The following is a 14,184-nucleotide window of genomic DNA, read 5'->3' on the forward strand; positions in this document are numbered from 1 at the left end:
TGGCGCCTTGGGGGGGGGTGGGGGGGGGAGGGGGGGAGAGAAGAAAAAAAGAAAAAAAAAGAAGAGGGGTCGTTCGTCCCTTCTCCCCCCCCCCCCCCTCTTCGGGTTTCACCTCAGCTGGTCAGCCGGCGGGCCCGTGCCACCAGGTCCCGCACCGAGTGGTCGGTCAGCTCCGGCAGCCGGTCGTAGTCGAACCAGCGCAGGTCCAGCGACTCCTCGCTGATCAGCGCCTGCGCACCGGCCGGGGCCACCGCGATGTACTGGACGTCCAGGTGGGTGTTCTCCGGCCGGTCCTTGCCGGTGCAGCGGACCAGGTGCCGGTCCAGCTTGGCCGGCACCGGGACGCCGTCCACCTCCAGCAGGGCCAGGTCGGGGATGCCGGACTCCTCGACGGCCTCCCGCAGCGCCGCCGACGCGAGGTCCCGGTCGTCGGGCTCGCAGTGCCCGCCCATCTGCAGCCAGATGCCGACCTTGGGGTGCAGGGTGAGCAGCACCCGCCCGGCCGCCGGGTCGACGACCGCCGCGCTCGCGGTGATGTGCGCGGGCAGGCAGGACCGGTACAGGCCCTCGGGCTGCTCGGCCAGGTGTGCCAGGTAGTCGAGCCGCAGCCGGTCCTGCTCCTCGTCGGCGGGGCGCCACCCGGTCAGGGTGCGCACGGCGTCCGCGTGCAGGGACGTCGCCCCGGTGTCGGTGGCCGTCATGCGGTGGGCTCGCCCTTTCCGTCGGTGCCGTCGCCGTCCTGCTTCGGCTCGTCGCTCTTCGCCGGCCCGTCGTTCTTGGTGAGGTCCGGCTTGGCGGCGGTGCCGCCCGCGGCGGCCTCGCCGAGCAGCTTGTCGATCGCGTCGAAGTCGAGGCCGCCCTCCAGGTCGCCGGTGCCCCGGTGCACGAAGGCGTCCGGGTCGTCCAGGTCGGCGGCGGTGGGCAGCATGTCCGGGTGCTGCCAGAGCGCGTCGCGGCCCTCGATGCCGCGCGCGTCGGCGAGCAGCGCCCACAGCCGGGCGGCGTCGCGCAGCCGGCGCGGGCGCAGCTCCAGGCCGACCAGGGTGGCGAAGGTCTGTTCGGCGGGCCCGCCGGCGGCGCGGCGGCGGCGGACGGTCTCGCGCAGCGCGCCGGCCTGCGGCAGGTGCGGTTCGGCGGCGGCGTGCACGACCGCGTCGACCCAGCCTTCGAGCAGCGCGAGCGCGGTCTCCAGGCGGGCGAGCGCGGCCTTCTGCTCGGGGGTGTCCTCGGGCTGGAGCAGCCCGCCGGCCAGCGCCTCCTGGAGCGCCTCCGGGTTGTTCGGGTCGAGCTGGCCGACGAGCTCCTCCATCCGGGAGGTGTCGACCTTGATGCCGCGGGCGTAGGCCTCGACGGCGCCGAGCAGGTGGGCCCGCAGCCACGGCACGTGGGCGAAGAGCCGCTGGTGGGCGGCCTCGCGCAGGGCGAGGTAGAGCCGGACTTCGTCGGCGGGCACGTTCAGGCCCTCGCCGAACTCGGCGACGTTCTGCGGCAGCAGTGCGGCCTTGCCGGCCGGGGCGAGCGGCAGGCCGACGTCGGCGGAGCCGACCACCTCGCCGGCGAGGGCGCCGAGTGCCTGGCCGATCTGGGTGCCGAACATGGCGCCGCCCATGGAGCGCATCATGCCCATCAGCGGGCCGGCCATGGCCTGCATCTCCTCGGGCAGGACGCCGCCCATGGCGTTGCCGACCCGCTCGGCGACCGGGTCGACGAGGTCCTTCCAGACCGGGAGGGTGGCCTCGATCCACTCGGCGCGGCTCCAGGCGACGGCGGAGGCGGCGCCGGAGGGGAACTCGGTGACGCCGTCGAGCCACAGGTCGGCGAGCCGGACGGCCTCGGCGACGGCGGAGTGCTCGGCGGCGCTGACCGAGCGGTCCTTGCTCTTGCCCTCGGCGGGTTCGGCGACGACGCTCTGGCGGGCGATGTTCTTGGCGAGGTCCCAGTTCACCGGGCCGCCCTCGAACGAGAGCATCTGCCCGAGCTGCTGGAACGCGCTGCCGAGGTCGTTGGGGTTGAGGCCGCCGAACATCGCGGCGAACGGGTTTTCGGCCCCGCCGGGGCCGCCCGGGGCTCCGCCGCCGGGCATGCCGGGCATGCCGAACAGGGCGCCGAACGGGTTGCCGGCGCCGAAGCCGAACGGCTGCGCGCCGCTCTGGTCGGAGCCTGCGGGGCCCTGGTCCTTCTTCTGCTGCTCGTTGTCGGGCTTGGCCTTGCCGTCCTCGGGCTCCTCGGGCGGAACGCCGAATCCGAAGGGAAGGTCGCTCACGGGGTCCTCGATCCGGTCGGCCGTCATACGGGTGTGGCGGGAAGTGCTGCCCGCCCGGGGCACCGGCGGAGTGGGGGACTCGTGGGCGGCTCCAGTGCGGCAGGCCCGCGCCGGGTGCACCGCCGGGCCTTCGCCTCGGGCAGGATGGACGTACGTGACACACGTCCGTACGCACATAAGCTAACCGTGGAGGATGGTCGGTGAGTTCCCCGCCTTCGGACGTTCGCTCTGGGCTGACCGGAGACGAGGACGCCCCGGACATCACGGCGTCGCCGCCTCCAGCCTACGGCGGACGGCCGCTGACCGTGGCCGTCACCGGTGCCGCCGGCGTGATCGGCGAGCGGGTCGCGGCCCGTCTGGTCGCCTCGCCGCACGTGCGCAGGGTGCTGGCGGTGGACGACCGGCGCGGTGAGGTGCCGGGTGTGCAGTGGCGGGTGCTGGACGTGCGGGACCCCGCGGTGGCCGAGCGGTTGTCCGGGGTGGACGTGGTGGTGCACCTGGCGATGGACTTCGGCATGGAGTCGGATCCGCGCGCCCGCAGCGCCTACAACGTGCGCGGCGCGCAGACCGTGCTGACGGCGGCCGCGGCCGCCGGGGTGCACCGGGTGGTGCTCTGCACCTCCGCGATGGTCTACGGCGCGCTGGCCGACAACGAGGTGCCGCTGGCCGAGGACTCCGAGCTGCGGGCGACCGAGGAGGCCTCGCTGGTCGGGGACCTGCTGGAGATCGAGCGCCTGGCCCGCCGGGCGCCGCGCGCCCACCCGGGGCTGCAGGTGACGGTGCTGCGTCCGGCGGTGGTGGTCGGCCCCGGCGTGGACACCGTGCTGACCCGGCACTTCGAGGCGCCGCGGCTGCTGGTGGTGGCCGGTTCCCGCCCGTGCTGGCAGTTCTGCCACGTGGACGACCTGGCGGCGGCGCTGGAGTACGCGGCGCTGGGCCTGGTGGAGGGCGAGGTGACGGTCGGCTGCGACGGCTGGCTGGAGCAGGAGGACGTGGAGCGGCTGTCGGGGATCCGGCGGATGGAGCTGCCGGCCTCGCTGGCGCTGGGCACCGCGGCCCGGCTGCACCGGCTGGGCCTGACCCCGGCCCCGGCGGGGGACCTGGCCTACACGATGTACCCGTGGGTGGTGTCCGGCAGCCGGCTGCACGAGGCGGGCTGGCGTCCGGAGCACAGCAACGAGCAGGTGCTGGCCGAGCTGCTGGGCCAGGTCGCCGGGAAGCATGCGGTGGCCGGGCGCCGGCTGGGCGGCAAGGAGGCCGCGACCAGCCTGGGGGCGGCCGGGGCGACGGTGGCGCTGGTCGGTACGGCCGCGCTGGTGCGCCGGGCCCGCAAGCGGCGCCGCTTCTGAGGCCGGTGGCCCCGAGGGGGGAGCAGATTTTCTCACGATGCGGAATCCCGCCATCGTGATGCGGAACCCGCTTGCCTCAAACCACCCGGGATGGGGAATCATGGGGGCATGCCCGAGAACCAGGACCCCATTCGCCTGCTCGCCGTCCGCGACACCCCGCTCTCGCTGGACGAGGTGTACGAGGCGGTCGGCGACGACGCGGCCGGCGGGACGACCGTCTTCGTCGGGACGGTCCGCGACCACGACGGCGGCAAGTCGGTCACCGCGCTGGAATACAGCTGCCACCCCACCGCCGAGCAGGAGATGCGCCGGATCGCGGAGAAGGTCGTCGCTGACTTCCCGGTGCGGGCGCTGGCCGCGGTGCACCGGGTCGGCCGGCTGGAGATCACCGACAAGGCGGTGATCGTCGCCGTGTCCTGCGCCCACCGGGGCGAGGCCTTCGCGGCCGCCCGGCGGCTGATCGACGACCTCAAGCACGAGGTGCCGATCTGGAAGCACCAGGTCTTCGCCGACGGCGAGGAGGAGTGGGTCGGCGCCGGCAGCTGCTGACCCGGGCGCCCCCTGTGGGCCGGACCGGATCGGACCGGCCGCGACCGGGCGGGGCCTGAAGGGGTCCGAAGAGGTCGATCGGCCGCGGAGAGTCGCCATCGGTGCACGGAATGTGACGAACATGCCGGACGGGCCGGGCTCTCACTCGAACGGGTCCGGGTCAGTGGGCCGAATACTCCCTGGCAGTGAGCCGATCGGCCGTCCCGTAACCCGGACGGCGCCGCCCGCGTTGTCCGCCGGAGTGGTTAATCTGCTCATAGACACGACGAGCTGGGAGTACTGATATGGGTGCGCTCGCCTGGTTGATCATTCCGGTCATCGCCGTCCTGCTCGCCGCCTTGTGGGCGGGCTGGGCCCAACGCGCCCCGAGGGCCACGGGGGACCCGGCCTCGCTCGCCGAGCACCGGCGCTTCATGGCCGCGATGGAACGCACCACCGCCGGGAGCACCGCCTCCGAGGACGGTTCCGGCCGGTAGCCCGGGGGGCGTCCGCTCATCCGCGTCCCGTACTGTCGAGGCATGCCACGCCGCTCCGCGACGATGCTCGCTGCCACCCTGCTGCTCATAGCGCTGCTCTGCGTCTCGGTGCTGATGAAGGTGCCGTACACGGAGATGAGCCCGGGGCCGACGTACAACACGCTCGGCAACCAGGGGGGCAAGTCGGTGATCACCATCACCGGGCGCGACTCGTACCCGACCACCGGGCACCTCAACATGACCACCGTCCAGGTCACCGGGGCCAAGTACGAGCCCAGCCTGGTCAACGCGGTGGTCGGGTGGCTGCGCGACGACGTGATGGTCGTGCCGCACGACAACGTCTACCCGAAGGGGCAGACGGACGCCGACGCCAAGAAGCAGAACGCCGAGGAGTTCGCCTCCTCCGAGGACAGCGCCCGCACCGCCGCGCTCAACCAGCTGGGCATCCCGGTCGGCACCGAGCTGATCATCAAATCGGTCACGGCGGGGGCCCCGGCGGAGGGCCGGCTGCACGCGGGCGACCAGATCGTGGCCGTCGACGGCACGCCGGTCGGCACGGTCGAGCAGGTGGTGGCCGCGGTCACCAAGCACAAGCCGGGCGAGTCGGCGGTCTTCACCGTCGTCCCGCGGGTCAAGGACGCGACCGGCAACGGCGGCGCCAACCCGGGGGACCGGACCGACGTCACCGTCCCCACCGTGCGGGCCAAGGACCTCGACCCGAAGGCCCCGGCCGAGCGGGCGGAACTCGCGGTGGTCGGCATCGGCACCACGATCCGGCACACCTACCCGTTCCAGATCGACATCGGCCTCCAGGACGTCGGCGGGCCGAGCGCCGGGCTGATGTTCTCGCTCGGCATCATCGACAAGCTCACCCCCGGCGGCGACCTCACCGGCGGCCGGTTCGTGGCGGGCACCGGCACCATCGACGACGACGGCAAGGTCGGCCCGATCGGCGGGATATCGATGAAGCTGATCGCCGCCAGGGACGCCGGCGCCGAGTACTTCTTCACCCCGTCCTCGAACTGCGCCGAGGCGACCAAGAACGTCCCGTCCGGACTGAACCTGATCAAGACGGACACGCTGGACGGCGCGCTGAAGTCGCTGGAGCAGGTCCGCTCCGGGCAGACCTCCGCGCTGCCGTCCTGCGCCGTGAAGTAGTGCCGTGAACTAATGCCGCGGCGTAGTGCCGTGGTGTAGTGCCGTGAACGTGGAGTGGTGCGGCCGGGGCGGCCGGGGGGCTACGAGAAGGTCGCCAGCAGCGCCGCGGTCAGGCCGGGCACCAGGTCCGGGCCGGTCAGCACCTCGCGGGCGACGTCCTTGGAGCGCAGCCGCAGCGCGATCTCCTTCTTGCCGTTGCGCAGCACGGCGGCGGTGATCCGCACCTCCTCGCGCTTGGGGTGGTTGGCCACCCACTCGGCGAGCTGGGCGTCGCTGGCGTTGCGCGGGCGGGTCTGCTCGGAGCCCGGCGGCAGCATCAGGCGCTCGACGACCAGGGCGCAGCCGACCACCGCGTCGGGCCAGGCGATGGTGCCGAGGAACTTGTCCAGCTCCATGCCGGCCGGCAGCTCGTCCTGCTCGACCGGGGTGAGGCCGGCCGTGTCGTCGTCGCCGAGGCCGAGCTGGGCGGCGATCTTCGGGTCGGCCTTGCGCAGGGCGGTGCTGTCCACCAGGGCGAACAGCCGGGCCGGGAGGTCCCAGCCGAGCGTGGCGGCGTACTCGTCGATCTCCAGCGCGGCCCGGGTGAGCGGGGTGGCGGCGGGGAGCTTGGAGACGTCGTCGGGGGAGCCGGGGGAGTTGAGTGCATTGGACGCGTCGGACATGCCTCAATCCTCACACGCCGGGCGGGGGCCCGGGCGCCGGGCGCCGCGAGTGGGCCGGGGAACGGCCGGGACGGGGAACGTCGTCGTAACCGTCTGCTAACGGTGGGAACTCGGCCAAAGCCTGGTTAAGTTTCCCTGAAGACCGACTGACTCCAGTGACTCCAGACGACACAGCTGAGGTGCCACCGTGGTATTCCAGATGCCGGAACGCTCAGGGCCGGGTTTCCGGCGCAGGGTAGGGCCGCCCTCCCGGCGGGCGCGGGTGGCCCTGCTGACCCTGGGCGTACTCGCGGTGCTGTTCCTGCTGTTCGTCATGTTCGCCGGGTTCTGGACGGACTGGCTGTGGTTCAGGTCCGTCCGTTACTCCTCGGTGTTCACCACGCAGCTGTGGACGAAGATCGGCTTGTTCGCGGTGTTCGGCCTGCTGATGGCGGTGATCGTCGGCTTCAACGTCTGGCTGGCGCACCGGCTGCGGCCGCCGCTGTCGGCGATGTCGGTCGAGCAGCAGAGCCTGGACCGCTACCGCTCGGGCCTGGCGCCGTTCAAGCGCTGGGCGCTGATCGGCGTCTCGCTGGTGATCGGCCTGGTGGCGGGCGCCGCGGCGTCCGGCCAGTGGCGGACCTGGCTGATGTGGACGAACGCGACGCCCTTCGGCGAGAAGGACGCCCAGTTCGGCATGGACGTCTCGTTCTACGCCTTCGACCTGCCGTTCTACGAGTTCGTGCTGGGCTTCGCGTTCAGCGCGGTGATCGTCTCGCTGCTGACCTCGGCGCTGGTGCACTACCTGTACGGGGGGCTGCGGCTGCAGGGCCCGGGCCGTCGGGCGAGCGCGGGCGCGCAGGGGCACCTGGCGGTGCTGCTGGGCGTGTTCGTGCTGCTGAAGGCGGTGGCGTACTGGCTGGACCGGTACGCGCTGGCGGTGAAGACCGGCTCCTACAAGGGGGTCTCCGGCTGGACGGGCCTGCGCTACGTGGACGCCAACGCGTTCCTGCCGGCCAAGACGATCCTGTTCTTCGTGGCGATCATCTGCGCGCTGCTGTTCTTCCTGACGCCGGTGCGCCGCACCTGGGCGCCGGCCCTGATCGGGCTGGGGCTGATGGTGCTGTCGGCGGTGCTGATCGGCGGGCTGTACCCGGCGATCGTGCAGCAGTTCCAGGTCAAGCCGAACGAGCAGGCCAAGGAAACGCCGTACATCCAGAAGAACATCGACGCGACGCGGCAGGCGTACGGGATCGCGGACGCGCAGACGACCCAGTACAGCCCGCAGGGGTCGACGACGGCCGAGGCGCTCAAGCCGGACGCGCAGACGATCTCCGACATCCGGCTGCTGGACCCGAACGTCGTCTCGCCGACCTTCCAGTCGATCGAGCAGCAGCGCAACTACTACGCCTTCCCGAACACCCTGGACGTGGACCGCTACGGCTCCGGCACGGACAAGCAGGACACCGTGATCGGCCTGCGCGAGCTGGACCTCAACGGCGTGCAGCGCAACTGGATCAACGACCACTTCAAGTACACCCACGGCTACGGCGCGGTCGTCGCCAAGGGCAACCAGGTCAGCGACAAGGGCGAGCCGGTGTTCACCGAGTCCGGCCTGCCGGCCACCGGTGCGCTGGGCGACTACCAGCAGCGGATCTACTACGGCGAGAAGACGACGTCGTACTCGATCGTCGGCGGCTCGAACAAGGAGATCGACTACACCACCAAGACCGGCGAGAACAAGGAGTACACCTACACCGGCAACAGCGGTGTCTCGCTGGACAACCCGATCACCCGGGCCGCGTACGCGGTGCGCTTCGCCGAGCCGCAGATCCTGTACGCGGGGGCGATCACCGACGGCGCGAAGGTGATCTACAACCGGACGCCGAAGGAGCGGGTGGAGAAGGTCGCCCCGTGGCTGTCCATCGACGCCGACGCGTACCCGGTGGTGCAGGACGGCCGGGTGGTCTGGGTGCTGGACGGCTACACCACCTCGGACGGCTACCCGTTCTCGTCGAAGACGACGCTGGGCACCGCGACCAAGGACTCGCTGACCAACCAGCGCGGTGAGCTGCTGACCGTCGCCAACCAGGTCAACTACATCCGCAACTCGGTCAAGGCCACGGTGGACGCCTACACCGGCGAGGTGAAGCTCTACCAGTGGGACGAGCAGGACCCGGTGCTGAAGACCTGGATGAAGGCGTTCCCCGGCACCGTCGAGCCGAAGGCGGACATCCCGGGCACGCTGCTGCCGCACCTGCGCTACCCGCAGGACATGTTCAAGGTGCAGCGCGACCTGCTCGGCCAGTACCACGTGACCGACGCCAACTCCTTCTTCAACGGCAGCGACATCTGGCAGATCCCGGTCGACCCGACCAGCGACACCAAGCAGGTCCAGCCGCCGTACTACGTGACGGTGCGGATGCCGGACCCGCAGGTCACCTCGGCGAGCTTCTCGCTGACCACGACCTTCGTGCCCAACGGCCGCCCGAACCTGGCCGCGTTCATGGCCGTCAACGCCGATCCGGGGCCGGACTACGGGAAGATCCGCATCCTGAAGATCTCGGGGGACAACAGCGCCCCCGGCCCGGGTCTGGTGCAGTCGACGTTCAACTCCCGGCAGGAGGTGGCCTCGCAGATCTTCGCGCTGAAGAGCGGCGGTGACACCGAGCTGGAGTACGGCAACCTGCTGACCCTGCCGGTCGGCGGCGGGCTGCTCAACGTCGAGCCGGTGTACGTGCGCGGACGCGGCGCCAAGTACCCGACGCTGCAGAAGGTGCTGGCGGTGTACGGGAACGACAACGTGGCGTTCGAGAACACCCTGGAGGACGCGCTGAAGAAGGTGTTCGCCGGGGCGGCCCCGGGGACCACGCCGACCGCGCCGTCCACGCCGAACAACCCGGGGACGCCCACCAACCCGGGGACGGCGGCGCCGGGCGGGACGATCTCGCCGGAGCTGCAGAAGGCGCTCGGGGACGCGGAGAAGGCGTACAACGACAGCCAGACCGCGTTCAAGAACGGCGACTGGGTGGCCTACGGCAACGCCCAGAAGGCGCTGGGCGACGCGCTGAAGGCGGCCGAGGCGGCCCGCGGCGGGAGCCCGGTGCAGGCCCCGACGCCGGGCGCGACCCCGGGCGCGACGCCGTCCGGATCGCCGTCCGGACAGCCGTAGCCGTAGTCGTGGCCCGCTGAGCTGCGGCAACCGATTCCTGTTCCACCCCGCACCCGTGCTATGGTTCAACTACCGACGCGGGGTGGAGCAGCTCGGTAGCTCGCTGGGCTCATAACCCAGAGGTCGCAGGTTCAAATCCTGTCCCCGCTACTCAGTGGACAGAGGCCCGGAGGATTCTTCCTCCGGGCCTCTGGCGTTTTCCCCCCGAAGCGGCGGGAACCGCTCCGGTACCATCAACCGTCGCCAACGACGACGGCAAGGGGTTTGTGGGGTCCGAGTGTCGGGAAATCGACAAAGCGCCGAAGCAATTTCGTCGGCTTCGGGTCGGCCCCGCCCGAATTCGGCCGGGGCAGGTGTACGCGGGTTGCGGGTGGTGCGACGATGGGACACATGGGGGACGGTGCGCGGCTGCTGACCGGCCGTCGGTTCCGGCGCCTCCCCTGGGGGTCCCCCCGGCCGCGGGCCGGGGCACGATGCCGCGACACTCTGGGGGAGCGGGAGTCGGCATGAGGCTGATCGGCAAGAACGGGTCAGGCACCAAGTCCGCGGCGGCCACCGAGGCGGACACCGACGCCTGGGCGGAGAGCCCCGAGAGCCGCCCCGGAGCCCTGCCCGCCCAGCGCACCAGCGGCCTGTCCGAGCGCCCCCCGGTCGCCGGCTACGGCCCCGACAGCCTGGTCCACGTGTCCACCCGTCAGTTCGCCGACGCCGTCCGCCCGTACGGGCCCGACGGCGCCGCCGCCGACGGCCCGAACGCCGCCGCGCTCGACCCGGCCGGCCTGGACACCACCAGCTTCGAGACCGCGCTGGCCGCCCGCGAGAGCGCCGCGCTGGAGGCCCGCCACCGGCAGGCCGCCGACGACGGCGACCCGGACGCCGCCAGCCGGCTCGGCACCCTGCTGCTGCGCCGCGGCGACCTGGAGGACGCCGAGCCCTACCTGCGCGCCGCCGCGGCCGCCGGGACGCGCGCCGCCGCCAACAACCTCGGCGTGCTGCTGCACCAGCAGGGCCACCGGGCCGAGGCCGCCCAGTGGTGGCGCCATGCCGCGGTGGCCGGCAGCGCCCCCGCCGCGCACGCGCTCGGACTCCAACTGCGCGACCAGGGCGAGGAGGAGGCCGCCGAGTACTGGCTGCACTTCGCCGCGGACCACGGCCACCCGCTCGGCGCCTACGCGCTGGGCGACCTGATGGAGCACCGGCGCGACGTGCGCGCCGAGCGCTGGTTCAAGGTCTCCGCCGACGCCGGGCACCGGGAGGCCGCCTACCGGCTGGCCCGGATGCGCGAGGCCGCCGGGGACAAGGAGACCGCCGAGGCCTGGTACCGCACCGCCGCCGCCCGCGGCCACGCCCGCGCCGCGCTGCGCCTGGGCGTGCTGCTGGAGGAGCGCGCCGCCACCGACCAGTCGCTGCTGGAGGAGGCCGCCCGCTGGTACCGGCAGTCCGCGCAGAACGGCGAGCCGCGCGCCGCCTGCGCGCTGGGCTTCCTGCTGCGCGACTCCGGGGACCTGGCCGCCGCCGCCGAGTGGTGGCGGGAGGCCGCCGAGGCCGGCGACGGCAACGCCGCCAACGCGCTGGGCGCCCTGCACGCCGGCCGCGGCGAGGCCAAGGAGGCCGAGCGCTGGTACCGCACCGCCCTGGACGCGGGCGACCAGAACGGCGCCTTCAACCTCGGCCTGCTCTGCGTCGCCACCGGCCGCGACCAGCAGGCCGAGCAGTGGTACCGCCGGGCCGCGTACGCCGGGCACCGGGAGGCCTGCAACGCGCTGGCCGTGGTGCTGTTGCAGCGCGGCGAGGAGACCGGCGCCGAGCCGTGGTTCTCCAAGGCGGCCGAGGCCGGCAGCGTGGACGGCGCGTTCAACCTGGGCGTGCTGCACGCCGGGCGCGGCGAGCAGCGGCAGGCCCAGGAGTGGTACGCGCGGGCCGCCGCCGAGGGCCACGGCGAGGCCGCGCTGCAACTGGCCGTCGCCCAGGAGCAGCGGGGCAACCTGGCCGGCGCGCTGGAGCGCTACCGGCAGGCGGCGTCCGGCGGGTCGGCGGAGGGCGCGTTCCGGCTGGCCTCGGTGCTGGACCGGCGCGGTGACGCGGACACCGAGGCCGAGCACTGGTACGCGCTGGCGGCCGATGCCGGGCACCGGCGGGCGCAGGTGCGGATGGGGGTGCGGGCGGCCGAGCGCGGCGCGCTGGAGATCGCCGAGAGCTGGTACCGGCGGGCGGCCGAGGCCGGCAGCCGCAGCGCCGCCTTCAACCTGGGGCTGCTGCTGGCCCGGCAGGACCGCGAGGCGCAGGCGATGCTCTGGTACACCAGGGCGGCCGACGCCGGGCACGGGCGGGCGGCGCTGCGCCTGGCGCTGCTGGCGCTGCGCCGGGGGGAGCCGGTGCAGGCCGAGAACTGGTGCCGCCGGGCGGCCGACTACGGGCCGGCCGAGGTGGCGGAGCGGGCCGGGCGCCTGCTGGGCGCGCTGCACGCGGAGCTGAGCGCGTAGGGCGGGTCCGGCGGTTCCCGCCGGGCGGGCGGGGCCGCGTTACGGCGTGCCCGTGCAGTCCGGGCACAGGCCGCGGTAGGTGACCTCGGCGGTGGTGACGGTGAAACCGAAGCGTTCGCCGGCCGGGAGGGCGGCGAGCGGGTCGCCGTGCGGGTGGACGTCGCGGATGGCGCCGCAGCCGGAGCAGACCAGGTGCTGGTGGGCGCGGTGGGCGTTGGGGTCGTAGCGCTTGGCGCGCCCGTTGGTGGCGACCTCCAGGACCTCGCCGAGGCCGACCAGTTCGCCGAGGGTGTTGTAGACGGTCGCGCGGCTGATCTCGGGCAGGCGGGCGACGGCGCGGGCGTGCACCTCGTCCGCGGTGAGGTGGACGTGGTCGCCGTCGAGGACCTCGGCCACGACCCGGCGCTGTGAGGTCAGCCGCCAGCCGCGTCCGCGAAGTCGTTCCAGCAGGTCGCTCATGGGAACAGGGTAAGTCACGCTCTCAGATTGGTTCCAGTGTTGACTTGGACAAAGTCCAAGTTAGGATCGAGTCGTCACGACCGGATAACGCGGAGGCCCTCTTATGACGACCCAGGACGAGCTGCGCCCCACCCTCACCACGGAGGCGGGTGCCCCCGTCGCCGACAACCAGAACACCGAGACCGCGGGCCCCGGCGGCCCGGCGCTCATCCAGGACCAGCAGCTCTTCGAGAAGCTCGCGCACTTCAACCGCGAGCGGATCCCGGAGCGCGTGGTGCACGCCCGCGGCGCGGCGGCCTACGGCACCTTCACGGTGACCGCCGACCTGGCGCCCTACACCCGGGCCTCGTTCCTGTCCGAGGTCGGCAAGCAGACCGAGGTCTTCCTGCGGTTCTCCACCGTGGCCGGCAACCTCGGCTCGGCCGACGCGGTGCGCGACCCGCGCGGCTTCGCGCTGAAGTTCTACACCGAGGAGGGCAACTACGACCTCGTCGGCAACAACACCCCGGTGTTCTTCATCAAGGACGCCGTGAAGTTCCCCGACTTCATCCACACCCAGAAGCGCGACCCGTACACCGGCTCCCAGGAGGCGGACAACGTCTGGGACTTCTGGGGCCTGTCGCCCGAGGCCACCCACCAGGTGACCTGGCTGTTCGGCGACCGCGGCATCCCGGCCAGCTACCGCCACCTCAACGGCTACGGCTCGCACACCTTCCAGTGGCAGAACGAGGCCGGCGAGCACTTCTGGGTCAAGTACCACTTCAAGACCGACCAGGGCATCAGGAACCTCACCCAGGACGAGGCCAACCGGCTGGCCGGCGAGGACCCGGACAGCCACCAGCGCGACCTGCGCGAGTCGATCGAGCGCGGTGAGTTCCCCAGCTGGACCGTGCAGGTCCAGATCATGCCGGCGGCCGACGCGGCGCAGTACCGCTTCAACCCCTTCGACCTCACCAAGGTCTGGCCGCACGCCGACTACCCGCCGGTCGAGATCGGGCGGCTGGAGCTCAACCGCAACCCCGACAACGTCTTCGCCGAGGTCGAGCAGTCGATCTTCTCCCCGTCGCACTTCGTGCCCGGCATCGGCCCGTCCCCCGACAAGATGCTGCAGGGCCGCCTGTTCGCGTACGCGGACGCCCACCGCTACCGCGTCGGCATCAACGCCGACCACCTGCCGGTGAACCGCCCGCACGCCACCGAGGCGCGCACCAACAGCCGCGACGGCCACCTGTACGACGGCCGCCACGGCCGCCAGAAGAACTACGAGCCGAACAGCTTCGGCGGCCCGGTGCAGACCGGCCGCCCGCTGTGGGCCGCCACCGCGGTCACCGGCGCCACCGGCAACCACGAGGCGCCCTCGCACGCCGAGGACGACGACTTCGTGCAGGCCGGCAACCTGTACCGGCTGTTCTCGGAGGACGAGAAGCAGCGGCTGATCGCCAACCTGGCCGGCTTCATCGCCAAGGTCTCCGCCGACCGCGAGGACATCGTCGAGCGGGCGGTCGACAACTTCCGCAAGGCCGACGCCGACTACGGGCAGCGGCTGGAGGCGGCCGTCCGGGAGCTGCGCAAGCAGTAGCCGGGACGCGCCCCGATGAGCGGCGGGCCCGGTCGACCAGAGGACTGGTCGACCG

The 14,184-nt window shown here is 72.6% G+C and carries 11 protein-coding genes and 1 tRNA gene; 8 read left to right on the forward strand and 4 right to left on the reverse strand.

Features of this window, described 5'->3' with window-relative positions; genetic code table 11:
• Positions 1 to 113: 113 nt before the first annotated feature.
• Together ACFVX9_RS31225 and ACFVX9_RS31230 are read right to left on the reverse strand one after the other, a co-directional pair.
• On the reverse strand, positions 114 to 701 hold the full coding sequence (locus ACFVX9_RS31225) for an NUDIX hydrolase (RefSeq protein WP_380486045.1): 588 nt from the start codon (positions 699 to 701) through the stop codon (positions 114 to 116).
• Positions 698 to 2,263: a zinc-dependent metalloprotease gene (locus ACFVX9_RS31230; RefSeq protein WP_063351153.1), complete on the reverse strand. Its 1,566-nt coding sequence runs from the start codon at positions 2,261 to 2,263 to the stop codon at positions 698 to 700. Before ACFVX9_RS31230 ends, ACFVX9_RS31225 begins: the two co-directional genes overlap by 4 nt.
• Before the next feature lie 200 nt (positions 2,264 to 2,463).
• On the opposite strand from ACFVX9_RS31230, the gene ACFVX9_RS31235 reads away from it, so the two are divergent.
• From ACFVX9_RS31235 to ACFVX9_RS31250, 4 genes are all read left to right on the forward strand, one after another.
• Complete coding sequence (locus ACFVX9_RS31235; protein WP_107452871.1) at positions 2,464 to 3,612, forward strand: NAD-dependent epimerase/dehydratase family protein; 1,149 nt, start codon at positions 2,464 to 2,466, stop codon at positions 3,610 to 3,612.
• A gap of 108 nt (positions 3,613 to 3,720) precedes the next feature.
• A complete protein-coding gene (locus tag ACFVX9_RS31240; RefSeq protein ID WP_363377185.1) occupies positions 3,721 to 4,161 on the forward strand; it encodes a molybdenum cofactor biosynthesis protein MoaE in 441 nt (146 codons plus the stop codon).
• A 284-nt stretch (positions 4,162 to 4,445) separates the two neighbouring features.
• On the forward strand, positions 4,446 to 4,637 hold the full coding sequence (locus ACFVX9_RS31245; RefSeq protein ID WP_063347895.1) for a hypothetical protein: 192 nt from the start codon (positions 4,446 to 4,448) through the stop codon (positions 4,635 to 4,637).
• A 42-nt stretch (positions 4,638 to 4,679) separates the two neighbouring features.
• Entirely contained in the window at positions 4,680 to 5,795 is a 1,116-nt protein-coding gene (locus ACFVX9_RS31250) for a PDZ domain-containing protein (protein ID WP_387984730.1), read from the forward strand.
• Between the two features lie 80 nt (positions 5,796 to 5,875).
• Here ACFVX9_RS31250 and ACFVX9_RS31255 read toward each other — a convergent pair whose 3' ends face one another.
• On the reverse strand, positions 5,876 to 6,457 hold the full coding sequence (locus tag ACFVX9_RS31255; RefSeq protein WP_063347893.1) for a PPA1309 family protein: 582 nt from the start codon (positions 6,455 to 6,457) through the stop codon (positions 5,876 to 5,878).
• A 199-nt stretch (positions 6,458 to 6,656) separates the two neighbouring features.
• Between ACFVX9_RS31255 and ACFVX9_RS31260 the strand changes: the two genes are divergently transcribed.
• From ACFVX9_RS31260 to ACFVX9_RS31270, 3 genes are all read left to right on the forward strand, one after another.
• Positions 6,657 to 9,608, forward strand: coding sequence for a UPF0182 family protein (locus ACFVX9_RS31260; RefSeq protein WP_387984733.1), 2,952 nt, complete (start codon positions 6,657 to 6,659; stop codon positions 9,606 to 9,608).
• A 76-nt stretch (positions 9,609 to 9,684) separates the two neighbouring features.
• Positions 9,685 to 9,758 (forward strand) — tRNA-Met (locus ACFVX9_RS31265).
• 356 nt (positions 9,759 to 10,114) lie between these two features.
• Entirely contained in the window at positions 10,115 to 12,091 is a 1,977-nt protein-coding gene (locus ACFVX9_RS31270; RefSeq protein ID WP_380380228.1) for a tetratricopeptide repeat protein, read from the forward strand.
• Between the two features lie 39 nt (positions 12,092 to 12,130).
• Here the strand turns inward: ACFVX9_RS31270 and ACFVX9_RS31275 are convergent, their stop codons facing one another.
• Positions 12,131 to 12,550 carry a Fur family transcriptional regulator gene (locus ACFVX9_RS31275; RefSeq protein ID WP_063347892.1) on the reverse strand — a complete coding sequence of 140 codons (420 nt, stop codon included), beginning with the start codon at positions 12,548 to 12,550 and terminating at the stop codon, positions 12,131 to 12,133.
• Positions 12,551 to 12,653: 103 nt separating this feature from the next.
• On the opposite strand from ACFVX9_RS31275, the gene ACFVX9_RS31280 reads away from it, so the two are divergent.
• Positions 12,654 to 14,129: a catalase gene (locus ACFVX9_RS31280; RefSeq protein WP_063347891.1), complete on the forward strand. Its 1,476-nt coding sequence runs from the start codon at positions 12,654 to 12,656 to the stop codon at positions 14,127 to 14,129.
• Positions 14,130 to 14,184 lie beyond the last annotated feature (55 nt).

The sequence above is a fragment of the Kitasatospora sp. NPDC058243 genome (genome assembly GCF_042882025.1).
Classification (GTDB): domain Bacteria; phylum Actinomycetota; class Actinomycetes; order Streptomycetales; family Streptomycetaceae; genus Kitasatospora.